Origin of the sequence: Bacillus sp. ISL-47, from assembly GCF_018613175.1 — a bacterium.
Classification (GTDB): Bacteria; Bacillota; Bacilli; order Bacillales; family Cytobacillaceae; genus Cytobacillus.
The window spans coordinates 24089-38508 of record NZ_JAGGQS010000029.1 but is presented as its reverse complement, the minus strand read 5'-3'; the positions used below and the strand labels follow the sequence as shown (position 1 = coordinate 38508).

Sequence of the window (14420 nt, the reverse complement as noted above, 5' to 3'; positions counted from 1 at the left end):
GTCAGTGATAGCCGAAACCATCTTTCAGCTTTCCCTCATGTGAGGGAAAGAATTATCCGGTATTAGCTCCGGTTTCCCGAAGTTATCCCAGTCTTACAGGCAGGTTGCCCACGTGTTACTCACCCGTCCGCCGCTGACTTCAGGGAGCAAGCTCCCATCCGTCCGCTCGACTTGCATGTATTAGGCACGCCGCCAGCGTTCGTCCTGAGCCAGGATCAAACTCTCCATATAAGAGTTGATTAAGCTCATAAGTTGTCTTTTTAAAAAAGACTAAAGAATTAACGTTGACGTTTTTGTTCGTTCAGTTTTCAAAGATCAATCCGCCGCTTAAGGCGACTTTATTATCTTATCAGATTCAGTTATCTGAGTCAATAACTTTTTTTAAAATCTTTTTTGGTAAGTCACTGTCTTGCAGCAACGAATATAAATATATCACCATAACGGACAAGTTGCAATATGTTTTTCTCTTTTTTATTCTTAAAAAACAAAGAAAAAATATTCCCATTATTCTGCTCACAAAAAAGGAAATTGCATAGAAACCTGACTGTATAATCTGTCTTATCCAAAGCAGGTTTTCCTCTAATAGTTCGAGGATCTCTTGCACTCGGATTTAGCCAAATAAAAAAGGCAAAACACATTACCTGTGCTTTGCCTTTATAAATAGAGCTATTAATTAACGATGGCGCATTAATGGGAATAACAGAACATCTCTAATAGAAGGAGAGTTTGTTAATAGCATGACAATGCGGTCAATTCCGATGCCCAGTCCCCCTGTTGGAGGCATACCGTATTCAAGAGCTTCAATGAAGTCATCATCCATCATGTGGGCTTCATCATTGCCTTGCTCACGTTCTTTAAGCTGCGCTTCAAAACGTTCACGCTGGTCAATTGGATCATTTAGCTCAGTGAATGCATTTGCATGCTCACGCGCTACAATGAATAACTCAAATCGATCTGTAAAACGCGGATCTTCGTCGTTTTTCTTTGCAAGCGGAGAAATCTCTACTGGATGTCCATAGATGAATGTTGGCTGAATAAGCTTCTCTTCAACCTTCTGCTCGAAGAATTCATTAACAATATGGCCGTATTCCATGTTGTCTTTAATTTCTACCCCATGCTCTTTAGCAAGCTGCTGCGCTTCTTCCTTGCTTGTTTCCTTCCAGAAATCAACGCCTGTATATTCTTTAATGGCATCTACCATATGAAGCCTTTTCCATTCAGGTTTAAGATTTACCTCGTACTCACCATATTGAACAGTAGTCGTTCCAAGCACTTCCTGAGCGATGTGGGCGATGAGGTTTTCAGTTAAACTCATGATATCTCTGTAGTCTGCATAAGCTTCATATAACTCAATCATCGTAAATTCAGGATTGTGACGGGTTGATACACCTTCATTCCGGAATACCCGTCCAATTTCATAAACTTTTTCAAGGCCTCCGACAATTAGGCGCTTCAAATGGAGCTCAATGGCGATACGCATATAAAGCTCCATATCCAATGCATTGTGGTGTGTAATAAAAGGACGTGCTGATGCTCCGCCTGCAATCGAATGCATCATAGGCGTTTCTACTTCCAAATATCCATGGTCATCAAGATAGCGGCGCATTGATTGAATAATGCGGCTGCGCGTGATAAAAGTTTGCTTGCTTTCCTGGCTCATAATAAGATCCAGGTAACGCTGGCGATAACGCTGTTCAACATCTTTTAATCCGTGGAACTTATCAGGAAGCGGGCGTAAGGATTTTGTCAGAAGTTCAAACTCCTGGGCTTTGACAGACAGTTCGCCCACCTTTGTTTTGAAAAGTGTTCCGGTAACCCCTACGATATCTCCCAGATCAGCAGATTCGAAAATAGAGTAGCTATCTTCTCCGACTGCATCTTTACGGACATAGATTTGAATTTGGCCTGATAAATCTTGTATATGAGCGAAACCAGCTTTCCCTTTTCCGCGTTTAGTCATAATTCGGCCAGCCAGTGTGACAGAAACATCCTTTTCTTCAATATCTTCTTTTTCAAGTTCTCCATACTCTGTAATCAGATCTTGGCTTTGATGAGAACGCTCATAGCGTTTCCCGAACGGATCCATTCCCATTTGGCGAAGACTGTTCATTTTTTCGCGTCTTACTTTTAATTGGTCATTTAATTCTTCATGACTCTGGCTCACTGAAATCATCTCCATTTTGTAAATCTTTTTATGTACGCATAAGAACTGCGAGTTCAATAATGTATATCTCTATTATTTTACACAATGAGGTTAAAACAGACATCCCAAATATTTAAATAGAATAAAAACTGCCAGTTCATGCACTGGCAGTTTTTCTATATCAAAAGTATTATAGGCAAAGAAAGACAGCATGTCAAACTTTATGCCGCTTATACAGCCTGGGTTTGATTTCTTTCTTTTTCTTCTGCATCAATGACAAGAGCGTTTAGCAGAGTTACAAGTTCTACTCTTGTATTGCACTCATTGATGGCATTACGGACTTTCGCATTGCCGCGGATTCCTTTAAGATACCATGCTGTATGCTTTCTCATTTCGCGGATTGCGATGTTTTCGCCTTTTAATGAAATCAGGCGGTCAAGGTGAAGAATACAGACATCAATTTTTTCGCGTACTGAAGGCTCACCCATTAATTCTCCAGTTTCAAGGTATTTTACTGTCCGGTAAATCATCCATGGGTTTCCTAGTGCGGCACGGCCGATCATGACTCCGTCACAGCCAGTTTCGTCTAGCATGCGCTTTGCATCCTGAGGTGTTTGCACATCACCATTTCCGATTAACGGAATGTTGATATTCTGTTTAACCTCGCGAATAATATCCCAATTCGCTTTTCCTTCATACATCTGCACACGTGTACGGCCGTGAAGGGCTATTGCTTTACCTCCTGCACGCTCAACAGCTTGAGCATTTTTAACAGCATAGATGTGATCTTCATCCCAGCCCATGCGCATTTTCACTGTAACAGGCTTTTCAACAGCATCTGTTACTGCAGAAACCATTTCATAAATTTTATCTGGGTCAAGGAGCCATTTAGCACCTGCATCACATTTTGTGATTTTGGGAACAGGGCATCCCATATTGATGTCGATAATATCTGCATTTGTATTTTTATCAACGAATTTGGCCGCTTCAACAAGCGTTTCTCTTTTACCTCCAAAGATCTGCAGGCTTAAGGGCTTTTCTCTTTCATCAATGTAGAGCATGTTCATTGTTTTTTCGTTTTTAAAAACAATTCCTTTGTCGCTGACCATCTCGGCGCAGACAAGTCCGGCACCGAATTCTTTTACAGTCAGACGAAAAGCGGAGTTGCACACTCCAGCCATGGGAGCAAGGACAACCCGATTTTTCATCTCAATATCGCCAATCTTGAACATTGCTGTACTGTACCTCCCGTTAATTTCAAGCTCTGTCAAACTCCTGTTGATTTACCGCTGCATTCAACAGGGGCTATATTAACAATGAACTTTAACACAGCCAATTTTAGAAATGCATATATTAATCATGCTCCTGCTTTGGAGCCAATTCTTCTTGTGTAACATTAAGCGCAAAAGCGATCTGCTCAATTAAGGCAGGGGCCGGCAATCGGTTTCCTCTTTCAATTTCTCCTAAAATTGAAACCGATACACCCAGTTCTTTTGCAAAACCTTCTTGTGTAAAGCCTTTTAACTTTCGAAAAGCGCGAATACGTCTTCCCCATTTTTCCGCTTCCATATCCGAACTCCCTCTCTGTCAGGTATATCCTCCAGTATTGAATCAAGAGGCCTCTCCATCTTCGGAAGCCTGATGCTGGAGTCAATCTCTAAAAGAGGAATAACGACAAATGCTCTTTCATGCATCCGAGGATGAGGAACGATAAGCTTCTCTGTTTCAATATTTTCGTGATTATACAGCAAAATGTCAAGGTCTATTGTACGGGGACCCCACCGGATTTCCCTTTTTCTGCCAAGATCCAATTCTATTTCCAGGCATACATCCAGCAGTTCAAAAGGGTTTAAGGCTGTTGAAACTTGGATAGCCATATTTAGAAATTGTTCTTGATTTTCATAGCCGACCGGGTCGGTTTCATAGATAGAAGAAGTATTTACCACTTCTACTTCAGGAAGCTGACCAATCCTTTCGATTGCTTCTTTTAAATTATCAAAACGGTTTCCAATGTTGGAACCAAGCGCAATATAAGCCGTATTTTCCATTATCGGCCCCTCGTAATTTCAACTGCAACCGATTTATAGTGTCCCGGAATGGGTGGATCTGGCTTAATCACTTTAACAGTCAGCTGGGAAATAGGCGGGAAACGTTCTAACAGGTCTCCTGCCAGCTTCTCTGCCACTGCCTCTACAAGCTTATAAGGCTTTCCCTCTACAACTTCTTTGCAAACCGTGTACAACTCGCCATAGTTAATGGAGTCATCAAGATCATCTGTTTCTCCGGCTTTTTTCAAGTCTGTTTCCACAATCAAGTCGACAACAAATCGCTGGCCGAGGCGGGTTTCTTCAGGAAAGACTCCATGGTACCCATAGAACTCCATTTGGCTAACATAGATTTTATCCATTGTACTCACCTTTTCCCATCATGGCATCCATCATTTTTGCCATCCTGCTCATTTCCTTCACATCATGAATGCGGATCATTTGGCAGCCCTTTTGGATTCCATAACAAACGGTTGCTCCTGTCCCTTCTGTCCGCTCCTCGACCGGAAGATCCAGGATTGTTCCAATCATCCGCTTTTTTGATGTTCCAAGCAGGACAGGATAGCCGATTGCCACAAGCTTGTCCAAGTCCCTCATCATTTCCAGGTTATAGTTCAGGTCTTTCGCAAAACCAATACCCGGATCAAGGATAATGTTCTCGTCCTTTACACCGGCTGACTTAACCAATGTGATACTTTCATACAAGTCATTCATGACGTCACGGAAAAATGATGTATATTTCATGTCTTTGCGATTATGCATCAAGATAATCGGTACCTGTGTTTCCGCTGCGACGGTTGCCATATCAGGATCTGCCTTCGCACCCCATACGTCATTAATAATATGCGCTCCAGCTTCAATAGCCCTCTTCGCTACTTCAGCCTTATAGGTATCAATTGATAGGGGAACACCAACTTCCTTTGAAATCGCCTCGATAACAGGAAGTACCCTTTCCAGTTCCTCCTGTGCAGGTACTGCAGCAAACCCGGGACGCGTTGACTCTCCTCCAATGTCTATAATATCCGCTCCGTTTTCAACCATTTCAATTGCATGTTTGATGGCTTGATCTAGATGATTATATTTCCCGCCATCCGAAAAAGAATCAGGCGTTGCATTCAGAATTCCCATAACAAGTGTTTTGTTACCATAATCTAATGTATATGAACCGCATTGGATTGCTGTTTTAGACATTATGAATCCTCCTACATTTCCTTCCTGCTCCACAAACGTTCACATTGCCGTTCATAGTATGACAGGAGCTTTGATGTTATTTCACCGGAAAGACCAGGCAACGGGTGTCCATCAAATGAAGAGATCGGTACTATTTCCTGAATGGAATTGGTCACGAAAGCCTCATTCGCCTTCCAGACGTCCTCTGGCCTGTACAATCCTTCTCGCACACTCAACCCCATTGCTTCTGCCAGCCTAATAACAAATTTTCTGGTAATGCCATTAAGGATACCTGTTTCAATAGATGGAGTGAATAGTAAATGATCTTTAATCCAGAATAGGTTTGATACAACCCCTTCGGCCAAAAAGCCTTCCTTTGTTAAAAATACGCCTTCTATATCAGGATCTTTTCCAGCTTCTCTTTTTGCCAGGATATTATTTAAGTAATGATGTGACTTTAAGCGTTCTTCCCCTTCAGGTGTATTACGGGGGATTTTCAGCCGTACTGCCCGCTTTTCCTGCCTAGGCATTCTAGGCGGAAGCGGTTTGCAAAATATGATTGTATTCGGTTTTTTATAAGCATCAGTCTGAAGGCCAATCTCTCCCGTCCCCGCTGATACATTCATCCTGATATACGCATTTTTAAATCCGTTTTTTTCAAGAAGCTTGTCCAATGCTTCGGCCACTTGTCCCCTTGTAAAGCTCGCTTCTATATTTAAAACCTCTAACCCTTGATTAAGCCGATCCAGATGGTCATCAAGCAAAAATGGATGCCCGTTATATACCCGAAAAGTTTCAAAAAGCCCCATGCCATACAAGAACCCATGGTCAAAAGGAGATATCGCTGCCTCTTCTTTTTTAATCACATCACCGTTCAAATAGATATACAAGGTTTATAGCCCCTCTGTCAGCAAAGTGGTTTTATAGTGATTAATAAAATTCTGCAGTAATTCCTTGCCGGCCGTAGTCATTATCGATTCAGGATGGAATTGGACTCCTTCAACCGGGAGCTCCTTATGGCGCAGGGCCATTATTTCGCCTTCAGCCGTCCAGGCAGATACCTCCAGACAAGAAGGGAGAGTTTCCTTTTTGACAATCAATGAATGGTAGCGGGTAGCCGGGAATGGGTTAGGCAGTCCTTTAAATATCGTCTTACCGTCATGAAAAATCTCAGATGTTTTTCCGTGCATGAGCCGTTCTGCCTGCACCACATCACCACCGAACACCTGTGCAACCGACTGATGGCCAAGGCAAACGCCAAAAACAGGGATTTTCCCTGCAAATGCTTCAATCGCTTCTAGGCTGATGCCCGCTTCATTCGGGCTGCACGGTCCCGGAGAGATCATTAAAAACTTGGGCTGCGAATCGCTTATTTCGGATAGGGAAGTCTCATCGTTTCTTTTAACATGCAGCTCTTCGCCTAATTCACCTAGATATTGTACGAGGTTATAAGTAAAAGAATCATAATTATCGATCATATATATCATAGCTGATCCCCTTTTGCCTGTTCTGCGAGTTCTTTTGCTTTCCAAAGAGCAATTGCCTTTTTCAGCGATTCTTTATATTCATTCTTTGGATTGGAATCAATTACAATACCGGCACCTGCCTGAACATGCGCCTTTCCTTCCTTCACTACCATCGTCCGTATAATAATATTTAGCTCCAGATCACCGCTGAAGTTAATCCATCCAAGCGAACCTGTGTACGGTCCCCTTGTAACCGGCTCCAGCTCTTCAATAATTTCCATCGTCCGGACCTTTGGAGCTCCTGTGATTGTGCCACCAGGAAATACGGCATCGATTATATCAACTGCATTTTTACCTTCTGCAATTTGTCCCTTTACATTGGAGACAATGTGCATAACATGCGAGTATTTTTCAATCACCATAAACTCATCGACTGTAACCGTTCCATATTTACAGACCCTGCCCAGGTCATTTCGTTCTAAATCGACCAGCATAACGTGCTCTGCACGCTCTTTTTCATTTTCGATCAGCTCACAGGCAAGCTTAAGGTCCTCCTCATGGTCCTTCCCGCGGGATCTTGTCCCTGCAATCGGCCGAGTGCTGACTTCATTTCCCTTTTTCTTAATCAAAAGCTCCGGTGATCCGCTCACAAGCTGGTATTCAGGGGTATGAAAATAACCCATATACGGCGACGGATTTAAAGCCCTCAGCTGTTCGTACACTTCCATCGCTTCCATCTGAATAGAGCGGCTTTGGCGCACAGACAGGTTTACCTGAAATACATCTCCCTGTGAAATATATTCCTGTACTCTCCGTACAGCGGACATAAACTCTTCTTCATTCATAGATACATCAGAATCTTTGTCACTCCGTTGCTGCCCCTCTTTAGCAGCAGGCTCCGTATCATTTTCTTGCCAGATCTGTTCCCACTCCCTGGTCCTTTTATCAATGGATTGCTCTTCTCCTTTTTCATATAAGAAAAGCAGAAAAAGTGTTCCCTTCTCATGGTCAAAAACAAAGAACTCTTTATACACGAAAAAGTGTATATCAGGTATTTGAAGGTCATCTTTTGCATCATTCGGAAGCTTTTCAATATACCGTGCGTAATCATAGCTAATAAACCCGATAGCACCTCCTTGAAAATCAGGGAGTTCATCCAGCTTTTCCACTTGATATTGGTTTAGCCAATCCTGCATTAAGTGAAGAGGATTTCCTTCAAGTATTTGCCTTTGGCTATTCTGGCGTATCTCAAGCTTGGAATCCTTACCTGTTAAAATTGCTTCCGGATCAAAAGCTGCGATGCTGTACCGGCCGCCTCTCCCGCTTTCAAGCAAAACATGATGCTCTCTTCCTTCTGCCAGCCTGCGGTATTGGCGGAAGAAACGATGATATGAAAAAGGTATCTTTTTTGCATGTATGTGAAGTTGATTCAATAGAATGTCACCCCTAAATATTTCTCTTTTTCATCATACATGATGTAGGGCAAGCTTTCATAATTTTTGTCTAAAATTGCTTATCTGCATACTGCAAGGAGTTACATTCCATTCAAAATTAAATACAAAAAAAGCAACGGCCAAAAGACCGCTGCCTCTATTATTATTCGGTTTCGAATTGATATAAAGGAGTACTTAAATAACGCTCTCCGTTACTTGGAATAATTGCCAGCACCTTTTTGCCTCTGCCAAGCTCTTTAGCAACTTTTAATGCTGCACAGATGGCAGCACCCGAGGAAATACCGCCAAGGATTCCTTCTTCTTTGGCCGTGCGGCGGGCAAATTCAAATGCCTCATCATTTGATATTTGAATGACTTCATCATAAATTTTTGTATCAAGAGTATCTGGAACAAACCCCGCACCAATACCTTGAATTTTATGTGGACCAGGCTTGCCGCCTGATAGTACAGGTGAATCAGTTGGCTCAACCGCATATATTTTAATGTTATCATATTTTTTGCGAAGCACTTCTCCTGCCCCTGTAATCGTTCCGCCCGTTCCAATTCCTGAAATAAAGGCATCAAGCTGGTCGCCCATTTGCTCTGCAATTTCTGGCCCTGTTGTTAAACGATGAACTTCGGGATTTGCAGGATTTTCAAACTGCTGTGGCATAAAATACCCATTTTCCTTAGCCAATTCTGTAGCTTTACGAATCGCTCCATTCATTCCTTCCGGTCCAGGCGTTAGTACAAGTTCTGCACCATAAGCACGAAGCAGGTTGCGTCGCTCCATACTCATCGTCTCAGGCATTACCAAAACCGCCTTATATCCTTTTGCAGCCGCGATCATAGCTAAACCAATTCCTGTGTTGCCGCTCGTTGGTTCAATAATCGTGTCTCCCTGCTTCAGGTTCCCATTTTTCTCTCCAGCATTAATCATTGCCAGGGCAATACGGTCTTTCACGCTGCTTCCTGGATTCATGTATTCCAGTTTCAGATAAACATCTGCACTATTTTCATCAACTAAACGATTTAGTTTTACAATTGGTGTCTGGCCAACAAGATCTGCGATTGTATTTGCTACACGTACCATTTTCCCCACTCCCTATTTCCGAGTATTTTTATTGGTTTAATACAAATTTACCAATTTTTATTGGTGATGTCAATTATTTTAAAACATATAAACGCCCATTTAAAAGAAAATTCATACTTTTTTCATCTTGATTAAATTACCCTTAATTATTATTCATACTCACTTATCATAAAAACTTTCTTGTTTTTTTATGTAGCAAAAAACACGGAAAGTTTCCGTGTTTTTCATAACTATTGTGCTTCTTCTTCTCCGTAAAACCATTCAACATCTGTTTCTTTCCAAAAAGGTTTTGCCGAGACAGGAACATCCATTTGCTCAAGAGCAATTTGGCGGCGGATAAGATTTTTCACTTCTTTGTAGGAATAGCTCTCACCTTTAAGATGCTCATGAAGCATAACAACTGCATAGCCCTCTTCTGTTTTAATCGCCTCGCTCCATTCCTCCGGCTTAAGACTTTTAACCTGATCGAGGAAGTCTGCTGAAATATGCTCATCATCTTCACTGATATAACCGGCGTTCCCTCCCTGGTTAGCTGTAAATTCATCGATAGAACGTTCCATTGCCAGTACAGAAAAGCTTGAACCCTGCTCTAATTCCTTTAAGGTCTGTTCCGCTTCTTCTTTTGTTTTAACGACAATCTGGGATATTTGGTAAGAATCAGGCACATTAAATTGGCTGCTGTTTTGCTCGAAGTATTGTTTCATCTCTTCTTCTGAAACAGCTACGTCCCTTGTTAAAAGCTCTTCAAGTATCAAATTATTTTTAATTTGCCTTCTCCATTTATCTTCTGTTGTCTTTTCAGAAAAATCGCTTCCGTACATTGTTTTTACCATTTTTAATTCCTGATCCACTGCCTGATCCGAAATTTTAATGCCATATTTTTTACCGGCGTTCTCAATAACCTTTTGATCAACTAATTCATTTAAGGTGCTTTTTCCATATCTTGCTTCCATTTCAGTCAGCCACTCCTGCCGAGTGATCTTTTCCTTGCCGACTTTTGCAACTGCTTCCCCATTGCTTCCTTCACCTTTAAGAAGCAAAAGAACCAGTGTGATACAATTGAGTAAAATCAGTCCAGCAATAACCATCCATAGGTGCTTCTTTTTCAACTGCAACTGTTCCTCCCCCAAGAAGAAATGCAATTATTCAGCTTCTTTCTTTAGTTCTTCCAGCTCTTCTTTTGAATAATGATATTTTTCATTACAGAAATGGCAGGAAGCCTCAGCTTCGCCATCTTCATCAATCATTTCCTGAATTTCATTTTCCCCTAAACTGATAATTGCATTGGCAAAACGGTCTTTTGAACATGTACATGTAAAGGAAACAGGCATTTTCTCAAGGAATTTCACCTGGTCTTTGCCCAAAATGGTTTCCAGCAGTTCCTCTGGCTTCAACCCTTGCTGAATAAGCTTTGAAACAGGAGGCATCTCTTTAAGCCTGTTTTCAATTATCGATATGGTCTCGTCGTCAGTCCCTGGCATTAACTGCAGAATAAATCCGCCTGCAGCAAGAATTGTGTTATCAGGGTTAACTAATACACCCACTCCAACTGAAGAAGGTACCTGCTCAGAAGTTACAAAGTAGTATGTGAAATCTTCTCCCAGTTCTCCAGAAATAAGAGGAACTTGTCCAGTGAAATGGTCCCTCATCCCAATGTCTTTTACAACTGTTAATGTACCTTCCGTACCGACCGCACGGCGCACATCAAGCTTACCTTGCTCGTTAAGGTCAAAGTGTGTTTGCGGGTTTGTAACATAACCGCGCACCTCTCCCTTTGCATTGCTGTCTACAAGGATAGCGCCAAGCGGACCGCCGCCTTCAATTTTGATAGTCAGCTTATTATCACCTTTAAGCATAGCTCCCATCATAACGCCGGCAGTCATCGCTCTGCCCAGTGCAGCAGAAGCAGTGGGCCATGTATAATGTCTTCGCTGCCCCTCTCCAACTGTTTCCGTAGTGCGGGCCGCATAAGCACGAACCTGTCCATTATACGCAAGTGCTTTAACTAAATAATCGTTCATTTCTTGCTCCTTTCCAGAAAAACCGCCATGGTTATCAGCGGCTCTATGTTAAACTAACGTGCTATTTTTTTAGGGTTTCCATATTTCTTTTATAAATAATCTGCAAACCCTTTAATGTTAAAAATGGATCAACAATATCAATGATTTCAGACTCCTGGGCAATAAGGCTCGCAAGCCCCCCAGTCGCAATTACAGTTGGACTCTTGGCTGCCTGGTCCTTCATTCTTTTTACTATACCTTCTACCTGGCCAACGTAACCATATAGGATGCCTGCCTGCATGGCAGCCACTGTATTTTTCCCAACAATATGGTCTGGACGTGCAATTTCAATTCTTGGTAGCTTTGCGGCACGCGAATAAAGCGCCTCAGTTGAAATGCCTATTCCCGGAGCAATCGCTCCGCCCATATACTGCTTATGTTCATTTATATAACAATAAGTAGTTGCAGTTCCGAAATCAACAATAACGAGCGGGCTGCCATATTCATGAATCGCTGCAATTGCATTGACGATACGGTCGGCACCAACTTCTCTCGGGTTTTCATATTTAATATTTAATCCTGTTTTTATCCCTGGACCTACAACAAGGGGCTTAACATGGAAATATTTCTGGCACATTCTTTCGAGTGAAAACATGATTGGCGGCACCACTGAAGAAATAATAATACCGTCTATATCAGAAAAAGAAAGGTTTACATGTTCAAACAAAGACTTAATAATCATTCCATACTCATCTTCTGTTTTATTGCGGTTAGTTTCGATTCTCCAGTGATGTTTTAATTCATCACGGTCATAGACACCCAGAACAATGTTCGTATTTCCTACATCAAAAACAAAGATCAACATTCTCACCACTTTATATTTATTTAGCAGAAGCGCCACTTAATTTTTTGTACACTGCAAACATCATATCATAACTCCTATAGATTCGTGTAATAGGAAATATCAATTGCCGGAGCAAGTACGAAAACAAGCAAAAAAAGCGCCCAAAAGGCGCTTTTCTTATTTATCCTTGCGTTCCTCATCAATAGCAGGAGGCGTTTCCGCTTCTGCAGGACTTGAACCTTCCCGTGCTTCAGGGATATCTCCTGATTCAGCAGGATCATCTTTTTTAATGCTGATATTCACTTTAACGTCATCGGCACTTTCAATGGCTGCCACTGCACGATCAGGAAGCCTGCCATGTTCCGATAAATGTTTGATTTGCTCTGCATCAAGCGTTTCGACTTCAAGCAATGTATTTGCGATTAGATTCAGCTTATCACGATTTTCTGTTAAGAGCTTTCTCGCTCTTTCATAAGATTCCTTGATGATGCGCTGGATTTCAAGATCGATTTCATATGCGATAGCATCTGAATAGTTCTGTTCATTATGGAAGTCACGTCCAAGGAAGACCTGGCCGCCCTGAGACTGTCCGAACTGCAATGGCCCAAGCTTGTCGCTCATACCAAATTCGGTTACCATGCGGCGGGCAATGCCTGTCGCACGCTGAAAGTCATTATGGGCACCTGTACTCACTTCACCAAACACGATTTCTTCCGCAACACGTCCGCCAAGCAAGCCGACAATCTTATCAAGAAGCTCCGGCTTAGTCTGGAAGTAGCGGTCTTCTTTCGGAAGCATAACAGCGTATCCGCCTGCCTGGCCACGAGGTACGATCGTTACTTTATGAACCATTTCAGCTTCATCAAGCACTAAACCGATAACTGTATGGCCTGCTTCATGGAAAGCAACAATGTTTCTTTCCTTTTGGGAAATAACACGGCTTTTCTTAGCTGGTCCCGCAATAACGCGGTCTGTTGCTTCATCAATATCTTCCATATCGACTTTTTTCTTATTTCGGCGAGCAGCTACAAGCGCTGCTTCATTCAATAGATTTTCAAGGTCTGCACCCGAAAATCCAGGTGTGCGCATGGCAATGCTCTTTAGGTTTACTGACTCATCCAAAGGCTTGTTGCGGGCATGTACTTTAAGCACTGCTTCACGGCCCTTGACATCTGGGCGGTCAACCGTAATCTGTCTGTCAAAACGTCCCGGACGCAATAATGCCGGGTCAAGAATATCTGGACGGTTAGTTGCAGCAATGATAATAATTCCTTCATTAGCTCCAAATCCATCCATTTCAACTAGAAGCTGGTTAAGGGTCTGCTCACGTTCGTCATGTCCGCCGCCAAGGCCGGCACCACGCTGGCGCCCCACAGCATCAATTTCATCGATAAAAATAATACATGGAGCGTTCTTTTTCGCATTTTCGAATAGGTCACGGACACGGGAAGCACCCACACCTACGAACATTTCAACGAAATCAGAACCGCTTATTGAGAAGAATGGAACGCCTGCTTCACCGGCAGCTGCTCGTGCAAGCAAGGTTTTACCTGTTCCGGGAGGTCCTACAAGAAGTACCCCCTTAGGAATTCTTGCTCCAAGTTCAGCAAACTTGCGCGGGTCTTTAAGAAACTCAACGACCTCAACAAGTTCCTGCTTTTCCTCATCGGCTCCTGCTACATCTTTAAAACGTACTTTCTTTTTGCTTTCATCGTAAAGCTTGGCTTTGCTTTTCCCGAAATTCATCACACGGCTTCCTCCGCCCTGCGCCTGGTTCAGCAGGAAGAAGAATAAAATAAAGATAATGATGAAAGGTATGATTGAAGTAAAGAATGTTACCCAGCCGCTTGTTTCCTTGGCAGGCATTACTTCAACCTCAGATGTTTGAGCCATTTCATCAATTCGGTCAAGGATATTATCATTATTCATGATATAAGTCAGGAAGTATTTTCCTTCCTCATATCCTTCAAGCTGTCCCCGTACTTCAAAGACACCTCTCTCGGGCTGTAACGAAACTGACGTAATTTTGCCACTTTCTAATTCATCGACAAATTTATTATAAGAGATGTGCTCAGTTGGTTCATTGTTGCCGTTAAAAAAGCTGACAACTCCAATAATGACTAAAAATATTAATAAATAAAAGATGGTATTCCGGAAGATCCGATTCATCCCTTACCTCCTCCCACGGTAAACAAACTATAGTGTATAGTATCATAGAAAATCATG

At 42.3% G+C, this 14420-nt stretch carries 14 protein-coding genes and 1 rRNA gene; all 15 read right to left on the bottom strand.

Annotation, left to right across the window (positions count from 1 at the left end; all coding sequences use genetic code 11):
• Positions 1 to 231, bottom strand: a 16S ribosomal RNA gene (locus J7I93_RS11175); the annotation flags it as partial.
• 442 nt (positions 232 to 673) lie between these two features.
• Positions 674 to 2173, bottom strand: coding sequence for a lysine--tRNA ligase (gene lysS, locus J7I93_RS11170; RefSeq protein ID WP_214725938.1), 1500 nt, complete (start codon positions 2171 to 2173; stop codon positions 674 to 676).
• A gap of 200 nt (positions 2174 to 2373) precedes the next feature.
• On the bottom strand, positions 2374 to 3375 hold the full coding sequence (gene dusB, locus J7I93_RS11165) for a tRNA dihydrouridine synthase DusB (protein ID WP_214725937.1): 1002 nt from the start codon (positions 3373 to 3375) through the stop codon (positions 2374 to 2376).
• Positions 3376 to 3496: 121 nt separating this feature from the next.
• Entirely contained in the window at positions 3497 to 3712 is a 216-nt protein-coding gene (locus tag J7I93_RS11160; RefSeq protein WP_144546071.1) for a helix-turn-helix domain-containing protein, read from the bottom strand.
• The gene (folK, locus tag J7I93_RS11155; RefSeq protein ID WP_214725933.1) at positions 3664 to 4191 is read right to left on the bottom strand and encodes a 2-amino-4-hydroxy-6-hydroxymethyldihydropteridine diphosphokinase; all 528 of its coding nucleotides are present in this window, start codon (positions 4189 to 4191) and stop codon (positions 3664 to 3666) included. Before folK ends, J7I93_RS11160 begins: the two co-directional genes overlap by 49 nt.
• Positions 4191 to 4550 carry a dihydroneopterin aldolase gene (gene folB / locus J7I93_RS11150; protein WP_214725932.1) on the bottom strand — a complete coding sequence of 120 codons (360 nt, stop codon included), beginning with the start codon at positions 4548 to 4550 and terminating at the stop codon, positions 4191 to 4193. The genes folK and folB overlap by 1 nt, the downstream gene beginning before the upstream one ends.
• Positions 4543 to 5379, bottom strand: a complete 837-nt coding sequence (gene folP, locus J7I93_RS11145) for a dihydropteroate synthase (RefSeq protein WP_214725931.1) — start codon at positions 5377 to 5379, stop codon at positions 4543 to 4545. The genes folB and folP overlap by 8 nt, the downstream gene beginning before the upstream one ends.
• Positions 5380 to 5390: 11 nt before the next feature.
• Positions 5391 to 6248 carry an aminodeoxychorismate lyase gene (gene pabC / locus J7I93_RS11140; protein WP_214725930.1) on the bottom strand — a complete coding sequence of 286 codons (858 nt, stop codon included), beginning with the start codon at positions 6246 to 6248 and terminating at the stop codon, positions 5391 to 5393.
• Between the two features lie 3 nt (positions 6249 to 6251).
• On the bottom strand, positions 6252 to 6845 hold the full coding sequence (gene pabA, locus J7I93_RS11135; protein ID WP_214725929.1) for an aminodeoxychorismate/anthranilate synthase component II: 594 nt from the start codon (positions 6843 to 6845) through the stop codon (positions 6252 to 6254).
• Complete coding sequence (gene pabB / locus J7I93_RS11130; protein WP_214725928.1) at positions 6842 to 8257, bottom strand: aminodeoxychorismate synthase, component I; 1416 nt, start codon at positions 8255 to 8257, stop codon at positions 6842 to 6844. Before pabB ends, pabA begins: the two co-directional genes overlap by 4 nt.
• 163 nt (positions 8258 to 8420) lie before the next feature.
• A complete protein-coding gene (gene cysK / locus J7I93_RS11125) occupies positions 8421 to 9350 on the bottom strand; it encodes a cysteine synthase A (RefSeq protein WP_214725927.1) in 930 nt (309 codons plus the stop codon).
• 230 nt (positions 9351 to 9580) lie between these two features.
• Positions 9581 to 10459 carry a peptidyl-prolyl cis-trans isomerase gene (locus J7I93_RS11120; protein ID WP_214725926.1) on the bottom strand — a complete coding sequence of 293 codons (879 nt, stop codon included), beginning with the start codon at positions 10457 to 10459 and terminating at the stop codon, positions 9581 to 9583.
• Positions 10460 to 10492: 33 nt separating this feature from the next.
• Complete coding sequence (gene hslO, locus J7I93_RS11115) at positions 10493 to 11371, bottom strand: Hsp33 family molecular chaperone HslO (protein WP_214725925.1); 879 nt, start codon at positions 11369 to 11371, stop codon at positions 10493 to 10495.
• A 61-nt stretch (positions 11372 to 11432) separates the two neighbouring features.
• Positions 11433 to 12212 carry a type III pantothenate kinase gene (locus tag J7I93_RS11110; protein WP_214725936.1) on the bottom strand — a complete coding sequence of 260 codons (780 nt, stop codon included), beginning with the start codon at positions 12210 to 12212 and terminating at the stop codon, positions 11433 to 11435.
• Between the two features lie 159 nt (positions 12213 to 12371).
• Positions 12372 to 14363 (bottom strand): ATP-dependent zinc metalloprotease FtsH, encoded by a 1992-nt coding sequence (ftsH, locus tag J7I93_RS11105; protein ID WP_214725924.1) that lies wholly within the window; start codon positions 14361 to 14363, stop codon positions 12372 to 12374.
• Positions 14364 to 14420 lie beyond the last annotated feature (57 nt).

Coding starts and splice junctions, on each gene's coding strand:
- lysS (WP_214725938.1), bottom strand. CDS start 2,173: ATGATTTCAGTGAGCCAGAGTCATGAAGAATTAAATGACCAATTAAAA.
- dusB (WP_214725937.1), bottom strand. CDS start 3,375: ATGTTCAAGATTGGCGATATTGAGATGAAAAATCGGGTTGTCCTTGCT.
- J7I93_RS11160 (WP_144546071.1), bottom strand. CDS start 3,712: ATGGAAGCGGAAAAATGGGGAAGACGTATTCGCGCTTTTCGAAAGTTA.
- folK (WP_214725933.1), bottom strand. CDS start 4,191: ATGGAAAATACGGCTTATATTGCGCTTGGTTCCAACATTGGAAACCGT.
- folB (WP_214725932.1), bottom strand. CDS start 4,550: ATGGATAAAATCTATGTTAGCCAAATGGAGTTCTATGGGTACCATGGA.
- folP (WP_214725931.1), bottom strand. CDS start 5,379: ATGTCTAAAACAGCAATCCAATGCGGTTCATATACATTAGATTATGGT.
- pabA (WP_214725929.1), bottom strand. CDS start 6,845: ATGATATATATGATCGATAATTATGATTCTTTTACTTATAACCTCGTA.
- cysK (WP_214725927.1), bottom strand. CDS start 9,350: ATGGTACGTGTAGCAAATACAATCGCAGATCTTGTTGGCCAGACACCA.
- hslO (WP_214725925.1), bottom strand. CDS start 11,371: ATGAACGATTATTTAGTTAAAGCACTTGCGTATAATGGACAGGTTCGT.
- ftsH (WP_214725924.1), bottom strand. CDS start 14,363: ATGAATCGGATCTTCCGGAATACCATCTTTTATTTATTAATATTTTTA.